Raw genomic sequence first — 14,585 nt, 5'->3', positions numbered from 1 at the left:
ATGAAACCCTCCCAATTCGCCAAAGGCTTTCAGGCCCGGCCTGATACGACGAGCAGCGAAAAGCGCACGGCACTCGACCGCCTCAACGCCATCGACGGACTCGTCCAGGACAAGCCAAAGACGCGAGAGGTGGCTGGGCGCTCGAGTCAGCCCGCCCTTGCGACTGGCCTTGAATCTGCGGTCGAGCCCGTTCTCGACGAAGCACCGGGCCTCGAAAACGAGTCGGCCGAGTACCACGCCTGGCGTATCGCACACGGCTACCGTCCCGGGCAGATCATCGAGTTGCCGCTCAAGGACATCAAGCCGAGCCCCTTCAATCCGCGTCACTTCTATTTGAAGGCTTCGATCGCAGAACTGGCCGTCAATCTCGCGAAGCAAGGGCAGCAGCAGGCAATCCATGTGATTCCTGACTACGCAGCGCCGGGCAGCTACTACGTGAGCGATGGCGGCCGTCGCGTGCGTGCGCTGAAAGAAGCAAACAAGGAAGTCGTCAAGGCAATCGTCATCGATCTGCCGATCGGCATTCAGAGCTACAAGCTCGGTTACGACCTGAACGTTCAGCGCGATTCGCAAACCGTGTTCGATAACGCGGTGGTGTGGAAGCGATTCATCGATGAAAAGCACTTTCAGAGTCAGCGCGAGCTTGCCGATCACCTCGGCCTCGACGAATCGACGGTTGCGGTTGCGCTGTCGATCGGCAAGTTGCCGGAGCTGGTCATGCAGGAAATGGTGGCGCGCCCGGACCGGTTTGGCTCGAACATGGCCTATCAGGTTGGCCGTTATCACGGCGCGCGCGGCACGGACGCCACGCTGCGTCTCATCAACCGCATCGTTGCCGACGACCTCAGCACGCGCCAGGTGGCGGATATCGTGAAAGGCCGGGCGAGCGCCCAGGAAAGCCCGAAGCCGGCTGGGCGGCAACGCTACGCGCAACGGCTGGAGATCAAACTGGACGGCGTGGCTGTCGGTGACCTGAAGTCATACGGGGACGACCGCCTCGAGTTGCGCCTGAAGGGACTCGCAAAAGATCGACGCGACGCGATTCTTCAGCAGATCGAGCAGATCCTGAAGACGAAATAAGTTTGGAAAATTTGTCGACGACTGCCACGCATCGGGCAGACCGTCGACAATGAGACGGGGGGCGTTCTACGTCGCTCGAATCGGCCAAAGCCCCACCCCCACCGCCCCGCCTTGCGCGGGCCGGCCTTGCATGACGGTCAGGCCGCGCGCGTCTGGCTCAGCGTGAACGCGAGCAGGTCGCCGTCGGTCGGTTCGCCCCAGGTCTTGCGCGCGAGCCAGTCGAAAAACGCCGTATCGGCCAGTTTCGATTCCAGTCCGCGACGACGCCAGTCATCGCGCAAATGCGAACCCAGCCCTGGCAGTTCATCCGTCTCGAACGACTGACGCGCAAGCTCGCGCTCCATGTCGCCCTGCTCCTCGTAGAGCGAGCGGGCTTCCTTGCGCCGATAGGCGGCATATTCATCGAGCAGTCGCGCCTTCGGATCATCGGCGGCAACAGCTGCCGACGCGCCGCGGCCAACGGCCGGTGTGGCGCCTGCCGCAGTCTCGACCGGCGGCGCATAGCCCTTCTTCAGCGCGTCCTTGAACAGCGCCGCAGCGCTGCGCACCGGCGGCAGGCTCGTGCTGCGCATACGCTGTTCGGTCAATTGCAACGCGGCGCGAATGCGGTTTTCCTCGCTGTCGGCGTAAAGCGACTGCGCTTCCTTGAGCGGAATCCCGATCTTCACCATGCGATCGACAAGCGTGCTGTCGAACACATTCGGATGCTCGTCGAGCGCGAGCATCGGCTGCTTGCGCTCGGTTACGCGAAACTGGATTTCGGCAACACGGCGCCCTTCGCGATGCTCGATCAACTCGACGAAGATGTTCGTCACCGCGTTGACTTCGGCGATGGCAGGCCGCAGATAATCGCGTTTGAAATACTTGTACTCGCGTTTGGCTTCGTCGCCCGCTTCGGTATCCGGGGTACCGGAAAGGATCGGGCGCCACCACTCCCAGGTCTCGCGCATCGTCAGATGGCTGGGGTTGGTCAAATAGCGCACGCAGATCTCATAGAGCGCAAGCCCCGCGCTGCTGCGCAACTGGCTCTGGAACTGCAGGCTAAGGCGGGCGTACTGGACCGGATCCAGCAGCTTCTTCTTGATCTTCGGCGCGAACGAAAACTCCACCCAGACACGGCGGGTTTGCGGGTCCTCGAGAATTTCCGCATCCGCAATCAGCGTGGAAATCCCCCACTTGCGACCGGGCTTCTGGCTCGACGTGCCCTGGCTCCATTCGACCTGCACCGACACCATACGGCGCAGGTGCTCCTTCACGAGCGCTGTATCGTTCGAATCGAACGCCGAGTTGGCGACGATGTCGGAAAGCAGCGCACGGTAGGTATCGCCGGACTCGTCGGCCTGCTGGGCGACGGCCAGCAGGACGTTGAACAGCTTGCGAGTCAGCAGGGTGATCTTGCCACTCTTCGGCTGGATCGCGATCGCCTCGACGGCCTTGCGCAATTCCGCCGAGCTGGGGCTTACCACATCGGTCTTTTTCACGCGCTTCGTGGCCATGCGTCGGGTCGAGGAGAGAATTTCGCGAAAGGATACCGTCTGTGGTGATAGGCGTCTATAGGGCCTCTCTCACCATTGCCGGTGATGCGCATATCGCGCGCGCCGCTCACCGCGACGCCTTCCCGTATTGCCTCACCTTTGGCCAGACGCCCATCCAGCGGGGCGCTTTGCGTCATGCGTGGTCCGGCCCGATCCTGTATTTCCGATGGCCTCCCAAGGGTCGCCATCTGTTCCCGTATTCGCTCACCTTAAATATTTTCGTGCAGCCAGTGATAAAAGTGCGTCGCAGGCAGCGAAATCCGGGCTTCGGAGCGGTCGCTGGCCAAAAAATCCGCTGCAAAGCGATCGCACCGCAGCAAAACACGCGCGTCGCACGTGCAAGGCCGGCAGAAAGTCCAGATTGCGAAGCCAAAAACTACGCGCCACGGCAATCGAAGGTCAAAATTGTCGAGGTTCGCCGTTGCGTGCCCCGATGTCTCCCGGAAACACTCACCTTTTGCCGTGTTGACTGAACACATCGACCCGCTCCCAAAGGCCGTCGTTGCTGCAGTCAGCCCGCAACAGCTCCCGAAAGTCCTCACCTTTCGCATTCCGGCACGGTTGCGCTGCACCGTCACGGCGCCTCCCGGAAACTCTCACCTCATAGGGCATCAGAAAGAAAAAATCAATGAATTCCGGGACTTATCCACATGCGCGGCGGACCCGGGAAGGCGATATCGACTCCCGTATTACCTCACCTCAGGCGAACACAGTACGTTCGGACAGATGCGCGCTTGCCGAAAGTGTGCTCCTGAATAATCTCACCCATGCAGGATTCCAATGGAGAGAAGCACCACCCGCACCCGCGTATTTTCGGCATCTGCAACGCAGTGAACACCAACTTTCTCCCGAATTTGCTCACCTTGGCCGTGAAATCCGCAAAAAAAGGCCCCCGAAAAGCCTCACCTTATCGATCTTGACCGGACGGCCGCCGCTGGTTTCGCGGCACTGCGGAAATCTCCCGAAAATTCTCACCTTTCGACGAGAAAAATCCCCGGCAACGCGTGACAGGCAGCCGGGAAATCCGCCCGGCTCGCGTACACGCCCCCGTAAAGGCTCACCTTTGGACCCTCGAAGCCCCCATTTCGCCCGATTTCGGGCTCCGGCTCCCGAAAAACTTCACCTTCGATCCGCATTTTTTCCCGATACTTCTCACCCCAAGCGTTGCAGCCCCTCGATTTAGCCGAAAAATGGCGCAAATCTGTGCTCCCGAACCCGCTCACCGTTGCATTTCCCGTAACATCGCCGTCGAGCCCAGCTACGCGCGACCTGTCCGCCCATGGCCTCCCGCATTGCCTCACCCTTGCCGGGAAGTCAAGAATCCCCCCGCTCCCGAACCCGCTCACGTCCTTTCCTGCAGTGGCTCACCGGTATTCCCGAAGCCCGTCACCGAACTTTCCCGCAGGCACTCACCCAAGGTCCCGTAAAGCTTCACCTCATCGCCCGGAAAGCCCCGCCAGGTAAGGATTTGCCGTGGCGTTAACGTTTTTAACCGGTTCAAGGGTGTTTACTTTTATATCTCTCAAGCAAGAATCCCCCCGCGAGCGATTGGAGATATCCACATCCCAATCCAACCGCCTTGACGACGTCCACAAGTCCGCTCGCGTGAAACATTGGATAGCCGTAAAATAAGGCCAAAAAACCGCGCATTTACAAGGGCTTATGAAACAAACTTCGATTTGTTTCACGGAAAGACCCTGTCGATCTCGTCTTGCATCGTCAGAAAACGCCTGCGCAATGACCTTTGGCCACCTCCAGCAGTATCGACACTCAAAAACGTAGCAAATAGAACGTAATTTGTTATTATTCGTCCACTCCTCTGCCGAGAAGACGAATATGCGAGACCAAGACCGCCAGGCAATCCGCGAAGAAATCGAGAATTTGCGCCACAACGGCGCGCGCAGGCAGGAGCTTTCCTTACATGCCTGCAAACGCTTGTTCTTCGATTTCGAAATCAAGCCGTCGATGGCTGCCGTTCGGGAACTGACCCAGACAGGCAGTGCAAGCGACATCCCCAAGGACATCGATCTTTTCTGGCAGCGCATTCGCGCGACGTCAAAAGTGCGTGTGGGCGCCGGAGCGATTCCGCCCGCACTCGAGGAACGCGCAGGCGAACTGCTCGGTGCGCTTTTCGAGGAAGCACTGGCGCTCGCAGGCGATGCCCTGCAGGCAGAACGCACGGAATTCGAGGCCGGTCGCCTCGATGCCGAGCAGGCGACCCGGGAGGCCGAAGCCCGTCGCTCGGCCGCCGATGAAATGCTGCAACGCAGCGAATCTCGCGTGGAAGCAGCCTATGAGCGGGTGCGTGAACTCGAAAGTCAGCTTGCCGCTGCATCCGCGCATGGCGCCGCGGCGCATGGCAACCGCGAAGTCCTGATACAGCGTCTGGAGACGGAAAACGACGCGCTGCGCAAGCGCGTCGAGGTGGAACAGACGACCAACGCGGGTTTGCGCGATCGCATTGACGGTTTGCACGAAGAGATGCGCAAGAGCACCGAGCACTACGCGCAGCAGATCAAGGATGCGCTTGCCGAGGCCGAACGGCGCGTCAAGCCCATGCTGGTCGAACTGGATTCGTTGCGCTCGATGTCGTCGACCTGGCAGGCGGCGCAGCGAGATGCCAGCAAGAAGGAGTTCGATTTCATCCAGCAACTGGCGACGGCGAAGGCCCGCGCCGACCGGCTGGACGCCGTGCTGCGCGAACGGTCTGACGAAGTGGACGTGCTCACCCGGCAAGTCACGGTATTGCGCGGCCAGCAAGGACTCGACGCGTCGATCGCGGCCGTGCTCTGTTCACTCGCCGCCTCGGGCCGGTTGGGCGAAACCGATCTGGCGAGCCTCGGCACCTCGGTCGATGGTCACGTGGCGTTGCCGGCGCGTTGCCCGAACTGTCACGAAGGAGAGCCGGAGTTGTCCGAAGTGGACGATGGTTTCGAATTCACTTGCCCCGAGTGCGAGCACACCTCGGGAACGGGGGCGTCGAAGCTTGCGGCGTACGCGCGCTTCATGGTCGGCAAGCATTCGCACGAACAGACTTCCTGAGCGCTGACTGGACGATGCGCCAAGCCAGCCCGGCCTGGAGACGTGAGCTTTTACGGGAGACGCGTACGCGTTCGGCAACTACTGAACCACGCGCCGACGCGACGTTTCACGTCTTATCGCTTTCTGCCGAAGCGTGTTGCGCTGCCTCGCGTTCCGCCCACGTTTTCCATGCGCGATGCAACCGCCCCGCGGAGATCGGCTGCAGGAAACCGAGCCACTGCCCTACCTGATCCGTATCCACGCCGCGCTCGAACAGGTCCGCCGCGAACGTGTTGCGCAAGGTTTGGGGACTCGCGCGCTCGGCGCGCGTTTCGGCCACGCCGGCGGCTTCCATCAATGCGTCGATGGCGCGAAGCACGGTGGCCTTGTGCATGGGACGTCCGGACGGCGAGCCCGGAAACACCAGTTGTCCTGGCAGTCCGGCCAGTCTGCGTGCTTCGAGCCAGGCGCCGAGCACATCGACGGCAAATGGCGTCAGTCGCGTGACGCGCGTAAATGCCGGGTTGGCGGCTTCGATCGTGACCCATTCCGAGCCGATCGCCACGCAGTCGAGCGTGAGTGAAATGGCGTCACCCGTTTTCAATCCACCGCCCAGGAAGATGGCAACGAGCGCCCGGTCGCGGCGTTCGCGCCATCGTTTTGCCGCAGAAGGCTCGACGAGCGGCGAGAACAATTGGCCGATAATCGCGGCGCGCTCGACGGCACCAAGAAAACCCGTCGGCTCGTTCTCGCGTGCGTTGCGCCACGCGGCTTCGCCGTCCTGGGCGATGAAGCGCGCCGGGTTCGTGGAGGCGAGTTCGATTTCGCGCACGTGATCGAGTACGCGCTCGATGAGCCGCAGGTAGCGAAGACGCTGCGGCTTTTTCACATCGAGGCTTGCAACGAATTCGGCGATCGTGCCGGTATCCACGGTCATGACGGTCTTGCGCTTGAGCGCGAGCCATTCCAGAAAGCGTCCCCACTGCACGCGATAGACCTCGGCGGAGGAGCGGCGCAAGTCTTGCGAGGCGAGCCACGCGTCGAATGCGGCGACGGGGTCGCGCTGCCAGTCCTGGCGTTGCTGGTCGAAGAGGTCGCGTGAGGAAGTGGAGGACGCCATCTCTATCATTCCGTTAGTTGCGTTACGAGCCCATTATAGCGATCGAATGACCATCGCACTGAATTCGTTCCGCGCGATGCGTCCGCGGCCAGCAATCAACCACCCCAAGGCCTGGCACGCCGCCCAGCGTCGTTGTGCTTCGCGTGTCGGCGCGATTCTTCCGCGCGTTGCGCGGCGCGCTCATAGGCCGAGACCGCGAATGCGAATACCGCTGGCAATGCGTTGGATTGCCCGAAGTCGACAGTTTCGTCGGTTTCCGGCCAGGCAAGGTCGCCGGGCCGTTGAAAGAGGCCGAGCATGAGGGCGTCGTGGCGGCTGGCGAAGCCGAGATCCGCAAGCGCTTCTGCCTCGATGGCATGCAGCAGCCGCCAGGTGAGCGGCACCTGCCGCGTGATATAGCGCTGCGAGATGTTGCGCACGATCAGTTCGAGGTCGCGCGCGGCGGCCTGAAAGCGCAAGGCCGCCAGATCGTGCTCGCGCGGCAGTTCGGTTGGGAGGGACATCGACGGCTCCGGTCGGGCTTTTACTGTATAAATATACAGTAGTCGGACCGATCGCGCAGCCTCGTCCGTTCGGCTAAAGCTAGCGGTGAGGCGCTCGGTCAGCCGTGAATCACCACCAGCAGCGCGCGCGCTTCGCCCTTGCCCGCGTTGCGGATGGCGTGCGGCTGATCGGCGATATAGCGCGCCGTGTCTGCGGCCTTCAGGCGCGCTTTGGTGCCAGCCGCTTCGACCTCGATGCTCCCCTGCAGCACCGTCAGATGTTCGCGCGTGCCCGGTTCGTGCGCGGCCGAAACCAGCGCTCCGCCCGGCTTGAGCGTCAGCTCATACCACTCGAAGTTGCCGGCCAGCTCGATCGGTCCCCACACACGCAACTGGTAACCGGCGTCGTGGCCGTGCAGCGTCGGGATGTCGTGCGGCCCGGCCACGGCGATCGCCTCGGGCGCCTTCGGGGCGGCGAACAGCGAATCGAGCTTGACGCCCAGCGCATTCGTGAGCCGCCAGGCCACCGCAATGGTCGGGTTCGCCTTGTCGCGCTCAATTTCCGATAGCATGGATTTTGAGACGCCCGCCGCGCGCGAGAGGTCGTCGAGTGTCATCTTGCGCTCGGAGCGCAGCCGCTGGATTTGCTCGCCCACGCGCGGCGGCGCGGCGGCGGATACGGCCGACGCAGGCAGGGTGCCAGTTGCAGCCGACGCGCTCGCGTCAGGAAGAGCGTTCGCCGGTGCGGCGCGCGATTTACGGGTGCTTGCCATTCACGGCCTCATCGATTAGAGTGCGTTCGACATATCGAACATGAGTTCGAAATAACGGAATTTTTCGCTAACAGCTGACGGCGACTATAGCAAACCGCAGGCAAAACCGCGGTAGTCCGCAGCTATGTGAGGAGCACGATTCATGCGTACACCGTATCTCGACCACTTGCGCGCGACGCTCGACCAGATCCGCGCGGATGGCTTTTACAAGAACGAGCGCGTGATCGCCACGCCGCAGTCGGCCGACATCCGGCTCGCAGACGGTAGCGATGTGCTCAACTTCTGCGCAAACAACTACCTCGGCCTCGCCAACGATGCACGCCTCATCGCCGCCGCCAAAGACGGCCTCGAGCGCGATGGTTTCGGCATGGCGTCGGTGCGTTTCATCTGCGGCACGCAAACCGTGCACAAGCAGCTCGAAAGCGCACTCGCGACATTCCTGAAAACCGAGGACTGCATTCTCTATTCCAGCTGTTTCGACGCGAACGGCGGCCTCTTCGAAACGCTGCTCGGCGAAGACGACGCCATCATTAGCGACGAACTCAATCACGCGAGCATCATCGACGGCGTGCGTCTTTCGAAAGCGCGCCGCTATCGCTACAAGAACAACGATCTTTCGGACCTCGAAGCAAAGCTGAAGGAAGCCGACGCAGCGGGCGCTCGCTACAAGCTCATCGCCACCGATGGCGTGTTCTCGATGGACGGCATCATTGCCGACCTCAAGGGCATTTGCGATCTCGCGGACCGCTATGACGCACTCGTGATGGTCGATGACTCGCACGCGGTGGGCTTCATCGGCGAGCATGGGCGCGGTACGCCCGAACACTGCGGCGTCCTTGAGCGCGTGGACATCATCACCGGCACGCTGGGCAAAGCACTGGGCGGCGCATCGGGCGGCTATATCGCGGCGAAGCAGGAAGTGATCGACCTGCTGCGCCAGCGCTCGCGTCCCTATCTTTTCTCGAACACGCTTACGCCGAGCATTGCGGCCGCTTCGCTTGCCGTGCTCGAGCTGATTGCGAGCGACGAAGGTGCGCAACTGCGCCGCCGCGTACGCGAGAATGGCGCGCAGTTTCGCCGCGACATGAGTGCGCTCGGCTTCACGCTCGTGCCCGGCGAGCACCCGATCATTCCCGTGATGCTTGGCGACGCACAGGTCGCCACGAAAATGGCGGACGCGCTCCTGCACGAGGGCGTCTACGTCATCGGCTTTTCGTATCCCGTCGTGCCGAAGGGCCGCGCGCGCATTCGCACGCAGATGAGCGCCGCGCATACGCCCGAGCAGATCGGGCGCGCCGTCGAGGCATTTTCGCGCGTCGGCCGGCAGCTCGGTGTGATTTAACAAGGATTGCGAATCAAATGAAAGCACTTGCCAAACTCGAACGCGCGCCTGGCCTCACGCTCACGCGCGTGAAGAAGCCCGAAGTCGGGCACAACGACGTGATGATCAAGATCCGCAAGACGGCGATTTGCGGCACGGACATCCACATCTGGAAATGGGACGACTGGGCGCAGAAAACCATTCCGGTGCCGATGCACGTAGGCCACGAATATGTGGGCGAGATCGTCGAGATGGGCCAGGAGGTGCGCGGCTTCCAGATCGGCGACCGCGTGTCGGGCGAAGGGCACATCACCTGCGGCTTTTGCCGCAATTGCCGCGCGGGGCGGCGCCACCTGTGCCGCAACACCACGGGCGTGGGCGTGAACCGCGAAGGCGCGTTTGCCGAATACCTGGTGATTCCAGCCTTCAACGCGTTCAAGATTCCGCCCGAGATCTCCGACGAGCTCGCGGCGATCTTCGATCCGTTCGGCAATGCCACGCACACGGCGCTGTCGTTCAACCTCGTGGGCGAAGACGTGCTGATTACGGGCGCGGGGCCAATCGGCATCATGGCTGTGGCGATCGCGAAGCACGTGGGTGCGCGCAACGTCGTCATCACCGATGTCAACGACTACCGGCTCGAACTCGCGCGCAAGATGGGCGCGACGCGCGCCGTGAACGTTGCGCGCGAGTCGCTGCGCGATGTGATGAACGAACTGCACATGACCGAAGGCTTCGACGTGGGCCTCGAAATGTCGGGTGTGCCGAGCGCGTTCACGGCGCTGCTCGAGTCGATGAACCACGGCGGCAAGGTCGCGCTGCTCGGCATTCCGCCCGCGCAAACCGCCATCGACTGGAACCAGGTGATCTTCAAGGGGCTGGAAATCAAGGGCATTTACGGCCGCGAGATGTTCGAGACCTGGTACAAGATGGTCGCCATGCTGCAAAGCGGGCTCGATCTTTCGCCCATCATCACGCACCGCTTCAGCGTGGACGACTATGAGAAGGGTTTCGCGGCCATGCTCTCGGGCGAAAGCGGCAAGGTGATTCTCGACTGGACCGCGGCCTGAACGCGCGGCGGTTTTACTGCGCCTGTTCCGGCACCGGCTGCGCGAATTCGGCCTCGATGCGTACGCCGATCTCGTCGCCCACGGCGGGATACCAGCTCGTCAACCCGAACGCCGAGCGGTTGAAATGACCGGTAGCGGCAAAGCCTAGCGTGGGCTGCTTGGTGAGCGGATTGGGCGCGTAGCCGTTCAAGGTGACGTTGAGCGTGACCGGCTGGGTCACGCCGCGTATCGTGAGATTGCCCGTGAGCGTGCCGCGCGCCTCGCCCGTGCGCGTGAAGTGCGTGCTCGTGAAACGAATCTCCGGATAGCGTTGCACGTCGAGCATCTGTGGGCCTTTCACCATGGCGTCGAGCGCGCTGACGTTGGTGTTCAGGCTCGTGGCGTCGATCACCGCGTCGAGCGTGGCGGTTTCGAGGCCGCCTGCCGTCCAGTCGAGCGTTGCCTGCGCGCGGTCGAAGCGCATGACGAAGCGCGAGTAATGGAGATGATCGACGTCGAATACGACGCTCCAGTGATGCGCGTCCATCGCGTAGCGCCCCGCCGGCACGTCGGCTTCCGTGCGGCTCACGCTGTGCGTGACCACGCGCAGCGGCGTGCACGCGGCGAGGCTCGCAGCACACAGTGCCATCAAGAAGGCACGGCGCGTGCCGCAAACGAGGCGCGCAAGCGGCACAGGCGTCCGGTCTTTCATTTCTGCTCCCTTTAACTCGTCGATACTCGTCAGTACGTTTGACGGCGCGCGTTTCTTCCACGCGCCTCGCGAAGCATACCGTGACGGGGACGGATCGCAACTTCCCGTCCGGGTCACGCGCATATTGCGTGCCGCGCGAAACTCGGGTTTCATACGCGCATTGGAGCCCGAAGCGCGGAGAGCCGATCCATGCCAGCCACGAACCACGCCGTGTGTTTTCACGCCACGCTCGCGCGCGACGTCGACGCGATGACGGCCGCGACCGTGCGCTCGTTCGGGCGTCACACGCACGATCAGTACGGCATTGGCGTAATCGATCGAGGCGGTCATGTCTCGTTGAGCGACGCGGGCGAGGTCGAGGCCGTGCCGGGCGACCTCATCCTCGTCAATCCGGGCGAGGTGCACGACGGCCGCCCGCTCGACGCCGCCGGGCGCACGTGGCGCATGCTGTATTTCGAGCCGCGCTGGGTCGACGCGCTGCAAGCCGACATCACGCAGGGCGACGACGCCGCTTTCGCGCTGCACGCGCCGGTGATCAGGGAGCCGCATTGGCGTGCGCTGTTCGATGCGGCCTTCGCCCACGTCACTGACGAAAACGGCGACCTCTCCCACATGGCTTTCGACGCCGCCACGCTCGAAGTCATGACGCGTCTCGTCGAGGCGCTCGGCCACCGCCGCGCGCTGGCGCAGTGCTCGCCGGCATCGCTTGCGCGCGTGCGCGACATGATCGACACCGATCCGGCCCAGCCGTTCTCGCTCGCGCAACTCGCGCAGGCGGCGGGGCTGAGCCGATTCCAACTCCATCGCGGCTTTCTGCGTGCGTTCGGCGTCGCGCCGCACGGCTATATCCTGCATCGCCGCGTGGCGCTCGCGCGGCGTTTGCTCAAGGCGGGCACGGCGCCCGCGCAGACCGCGCTGGCCGCCGGTTTCTGCGACCAGAGCCACCTGAACCGCGCCTTCGCGCGGCAGTTCGGTGTTTCGCCGGGGCGCTACCGGCTCGCGCGCGCAGCATGAGTCCCATGCGCCTCGAGCGCTGACGCACAACGATCCAAGACGGCGCGCCGTGGTGAGCCTATACAGGCGTATCACCACGAGGAGCGCTCCATGTCGATACGATTGCCGTCGCGCGAAAGCGCGCGGCGCTTAACCTTCTCCCCCCGATCCGTCGCCCATTGGCAATTGACGGCGGCCATGCTTACCGTGGGCAGCACGGTCATTGCCAGCAAGGCCATTGGCGCCGGGCTCGATCCGCTGTCCGGCACCGCGCTGCGCTTCGCCATTGCGTTGCCGGTCTTTCTGCTGCTCATGCGTCTGACCGGCACGAGGTTTCCGCGTCCTGGCCTGCGCGACGCGCTGTTGCTCGTCGCGCAGGCTGCCGTTGGCAGCGTCGGCTATACGGTCTTGCTGATTGCGGGCACACAGCGGACTTCCGCGAGCGCCGCCGGCATTATCCTCGGCACGCTTCCCGCCGTGTGCGCGTTGACGGCGGCGCTGGTGCTGGGCGAGCGGCTGCGCGCGAGCACGCTCGTTTCGGTGACGATCGCGAGTTTCGGCGTGGCGTTGGTCACGCTTGTGCCTGGGGAACACCGCGATGGCATGCGCTCGCTCACGGGCGACGCGATGGTACTTGGTGCGGTCGTGTGCGAAAGCCTGTTCGTCCTGCTAAACAAAAGGCTTTCGCGGCCGTGGCCGCCACTCGCGCAGGCTAGCGCGATGACGGGGATCGGCTTCGTCGTATCGGGCCTGTGCGCGTTACCCGGCTGGCTTGGCGGGGCCCACACCGTGCCGTTGCATGCCGTGCTCGGCGTGGCCTACTACGCGCTCGTGCCGACAGTCGGCGGATTCTGGCTCTGGTACGCAGGCGCGGCGCGAGTGCCAGGCGGCGAGGCTGCGGTCTTCACAGCCGTGGCGCCCGTGTCGAGCGTGGCGCTTGCCACGGTGCTGCTCGGCGAGCCGCTGACTCCCACGCGCGTGCTGGGCCTCACGCTGGTCGTGGCCGCCGTGTTCGCGGTTTCGGGGCGCGCACTTTGGAATCGCATCAGCGCGCTGCGCGGCACGCGCAACAGCAAGGTGTCTTGACTTGGGAGAATGATCGTTCTACATTACGGGATCGGAGAACGATCATTCTCCCACTGAAACGAGACTAGCCATGAGCCCGCCCGCTGTCACGAACCCCGAGCCGAACACAGAAGCGAACACGGAAGCGCCGCAGCTCGACGCGCGCGCGCGTCTGCTCGACGCCGCTGAGGCGCTGATCTACGCGGGCGGCATTCACGCAACGGGCGTCGATGCGATCGTTCGCGCGGCGGGGGCGGCGCGCAAGAGCTTCTACACGTATTTCGAATCGAAGGACGCGCTGGTTGCGGCCGCGCTCTCACGGCGCGACGAACGCTGGATGCGCTGGTTCATCGCCGGCACGCTCGCGCGCGGACGCACGCCGCAGGCACGCCTGATCGGCATGTTCGACGTATTGCGCGAGTGGTTCACGTCCGAAGGCTTTCACGGTTGTGCGTTTCTCAACGCGGCTGGCGAAATCGCTTCGCCCGAAGACCCCGCGCGCGTGGTCGCGCGAGAACACAAGGCGCGCCTGCTCGACTTCGTGCGCGAACAAAGCGATGCGTGGGCCGCGAGCGTCGGCGTCGATCGCCGTGTCGCCGCACGCCTCGCGCGCCAATGGCTGATCCTGATCGATGGCGCGATCGGCGTGGCGCTCGTGAGCGGCAACGCCGATGCGGCGCTCGATGCGCGCGCGGCAGGCCGATCGTTGCTCGAAGCCCTCGCGCCAAAAAGCGCTGCCGAATCCCGCAACCGTTCCGAAAGCCGATCTACACCACGCGCACCATCCCGGCGCGCTGCCCAACGCAAGGAGCAAGACCATGAGTGATTCGCCCGAAGTGCGCCCGCCGCTGCCGCCGTTCACGCGCGAGAGCGCCATGCAGAAAGTGCGCGCCGCCGAAGACGGCTGGAATACGCGCGACCCGCAACGCGTTTCGCTTGCGTACACGCCGCAAAGCGTGTGGCGCAATCGCGCCGAGTTTGTGACGGGCCGCGCGGCGATCGTCGAATTTCTCGCGCGCAAATGGGCGCGCGAACTCGACTATCGCCTGATCAAGGAGCTATGGGCGTACACGGAGAATCGCATCGCGGTGCGTTTTGCCTATGAGTGGCATGACGATTCGGGCAGCTGGTTCCGCTCGTACGGCAACGAAAACTGGGAATTCGACGCGAACGGCCTGATGGCGCACCGTCACGCATCGATCAACGACCTGCCGATCCGCGAGGCGGATCGCCTCTATCATTGGCCGCTCGGGCGCCGTCCCGACGACCATCCGGGTCTCTCCGACCTCGGCCTCTGACGCTTCGCTTTCATCGGAACGACTCGCGCCGGTGGCACCATGCCAGCGGCGAACGAGTCGCCCGATCCGAGCCAGGGCTCCATTGCGCACGCATCGGGTTGCGGTACAGTTCGTCATTCACCGCGAACCAGCAATC

At 63.5% G+C, this 14,585-nt stretch carries 14 protein-coding genes; 9 read left to right on the top strand and 5 right to left on the bottom strand.

Annotation, left to right across the window (positions count from 1 at the left end):
• Positions 1 to 1,080: a ParB/RepB/Spo0J family partition protein gene (locus U5A52_RS04065; protein WP_321934019.1), complete on the top strand. Its 1,080-nt coding sequence runs from the start codon at positions 1 to 3 to the stop codon at positions 1,078 to 1,080.
• 137 nt (positions 1,081 to 1,217) lie between these two features.
• On the opposite strand, the gene U5A52_RS04060 is transcribed toward U5A52_RS04065, so the two are convergent.
• On the bottom strand, positions 1,218 to 2,576 hold the full coding sequence (locus U5A52_RS04060; protein ID WP_158760779.1) for a replication initiation protein: 1,359 nt from the start codon (positions 2,574 to 2,576) through the stop codon (positions 1,218 to 1,220).
• Between the two features lie 41 nt (positions 2,577 to 2,617).
• Here U5A52_RS04060 and U5A52_RS04055 point away from each other — a divergent pair, with 41 nt between their 5' ends.
• Together U5A52_RS04055 and U5A52_RS04050 are read left to right on the top strand one after the other, a co-directional pair.
• Positions 2,618 to 3,088 carry a hypothetical protein gene (locus U5A52_RS04055; protein WP_321934018.1) on the top strand — a complete coding sequence of 157 codons (471 nt, stop codon included), beginning with the start codon at positions 2,618 to 2,620 and terminating at the stop codon, positions 3,086 to 3,088.
• 1,363 nt (positions 3,089 to 4,451) lie between these two features.
• Positions 4,452 to 5,657 (top strand): DNA-binding protein, encoded by a 1,206-nt coding sequence (locus tag U5A52_RS04050; protein ID WP_321934017.1) that lies wholly within the window; start codon positions 4,452 to 4,454, stop codon positions 5,655 to 5,657.
• 106 nt (positions 5,658 to 5,763) lie between these two features.
• Here U5A52_RS04050 and U5A52_RS04045 read toward each other — a convergent pair whose 3' ends face one another.
• From U5A52_RS04045 to U5A52_RS04035, 3 genes are all read right to left on the bottom strand, one after another.
• Positions 5,764 to 6,756: a tyrosine-type recombinase/integrase gene (locus U5A52_RS04045; RefSeq protein WP_321934016.1), complete on the bottom strand. Its 993-nt coding sequence runs from the start codon at positions 6,754 to 6,756 to the stop codon at positions 5,764 to 5,766.
• 95 nt (positions 6,757 to 6,851) lie between these two features.
• The gene (locus tag U5A52_RS04040) at positions 6,852 to 7,259 is read right to left on the bottom strand and encodes a DUF2471 family protein (protein ID WP_321911736.1); all 408 of its coding nucleotides are present in this window, start codon (positions 7,257 to 7,259) and stop codon (positions 6,852 to 6,854) included.
• Between the two features lie 98 nt (positions 7,260 to 7,357).
• Positions 7,358 to 8,011: an XRE family transcriptional regulator gene (locus U5A52_RS04035; protein ID WP_321934015.1), complete on the bottom strand. Its 654-nt coding sequence runs from the start codon at positions 8,009 to 8,011 to the stop codon at positions 7,358 to 7,360.
• Between the two features lie 142 nt (positions 8,012 to 8,153).
• Between U5A52_RS04035 and U5A52_RS04030 the strand changes: the two genes are divergently transcribed.
• Entirely contained in the window at positions 8,154 to 9,353 is a 1,200-nt protein-coding gene (locus U5A52_RS04030; RefSeq protein ID WP_321934014.1) for a glycine C-acetyltransferase, read from the top strand.
• Positions 9,354 to 9,370: 17 nt separating this feature from the next.
• Entirely contained in the window at positions 9,371 to 10,402 is a 1,032-nt protein-coding gene (tdh, locus tag U5A52_RS04025) for an L-threonine 3-dehydrogenase (RefSeq protein WP_321911740.1), read from the top strand.
• A gap of 13 nt (positions 10,403 to 10,415) precedes the next feature.
• On the opposite strand, the gene U5A52_RS04020 is transcribed toward tdh, so the two are convergent.
• Positions 10,416 to 11,093 (bottom strand): YceI family protein, encoded by a 678-nt coding sequence (locus tag U5A52_RS04020; RefSeq protein ID WP_415773470.1) that lies wholly within the window; start codon positions 11,091 to 11,093, stop codon positions 10,416 to 10,418.
• Between the two features lie 189 nt (positions 11,094 to 11,282).
• Here U5A52_RS04020 and U5A52_RS04015 point away from each other — a divergent pair, with 189 nt between their 5' ends.
• The 4 genes from U5A52_RS04015 (at position 11,283) to U5A52_RS04000 (ending at position 14,449) form a co-directional block, all read left to right on the top strand.
• Positions 11,283 to 12,107 carry an AraC family transcriptional regulator gene (locus tag U5A52_RS04015; protein ID WP_321934013.1) on the top strand — a complete coding sequence of 275 codons (825 nt, stop codon included), beginning with the start codon at positions 11,283 to 11,285 and terminating at the stop codon, positions 12,105 to 12,107.
• 90 nt (positions 12,108 to 12,197) lie between these two features.
• Positions 12,198 to 13,172 carry a DMT family transporter gene (locus tag U5A52_RS04010; RefSeq protein ID WP_321934012.1) on the top strand — a complete coding sequence of 325 codons (975 nt, stop codon included), beginning with the start codon at positions 12,198 to 12,200 and terminating at the stop codon, positions 13,170 to 13,172.
• A gap of 70 nt (positions 13,173 to 13,242) precedes the next feature.
• Positions 13,243 to 13,977 (top strand): TetR/AcrR family transcriptional regulator, encoded by a 735-nt coding sequence (locus tag U5A52_RS04005; RefSeq protein WP_321934011.1) that lies wholly within the window; start codon positions 13,243 to 13,245, stop codon positions 13,975 to 13,977.
• A complete protein-coding gene (locus tag U5A52_RS04000; protein WP_321911747.1) occupies positions 13,970 to 14,449 on the top strand; it encodes a nuclear transport factor 2 family protein in 480 nt (159 codons plus the stop codon). The genes U5A52_RS04005 and U5A52_RS04000 overlap by 8 nt, the downstream gene beginning before the upstream one ends.
• The last annotated feature ends 136 nt before the right edge of the window (positions 14,450 to 14,585 follow it).

This window comes from Paraburkholderia sp. J8-2 (assembly GCF_905220195.1).
Lineage (GTDB): Bacteria > Pseudomonadota > Gammaproteobacteria > Burkholderiales > Burkholderiaceae > Paraburkholderia.
The sequence above is the reverse complement of the archived record's forward strand: the minus strand, read 5'-3'. Positions and strand labels throughout refer to the sequence as shown.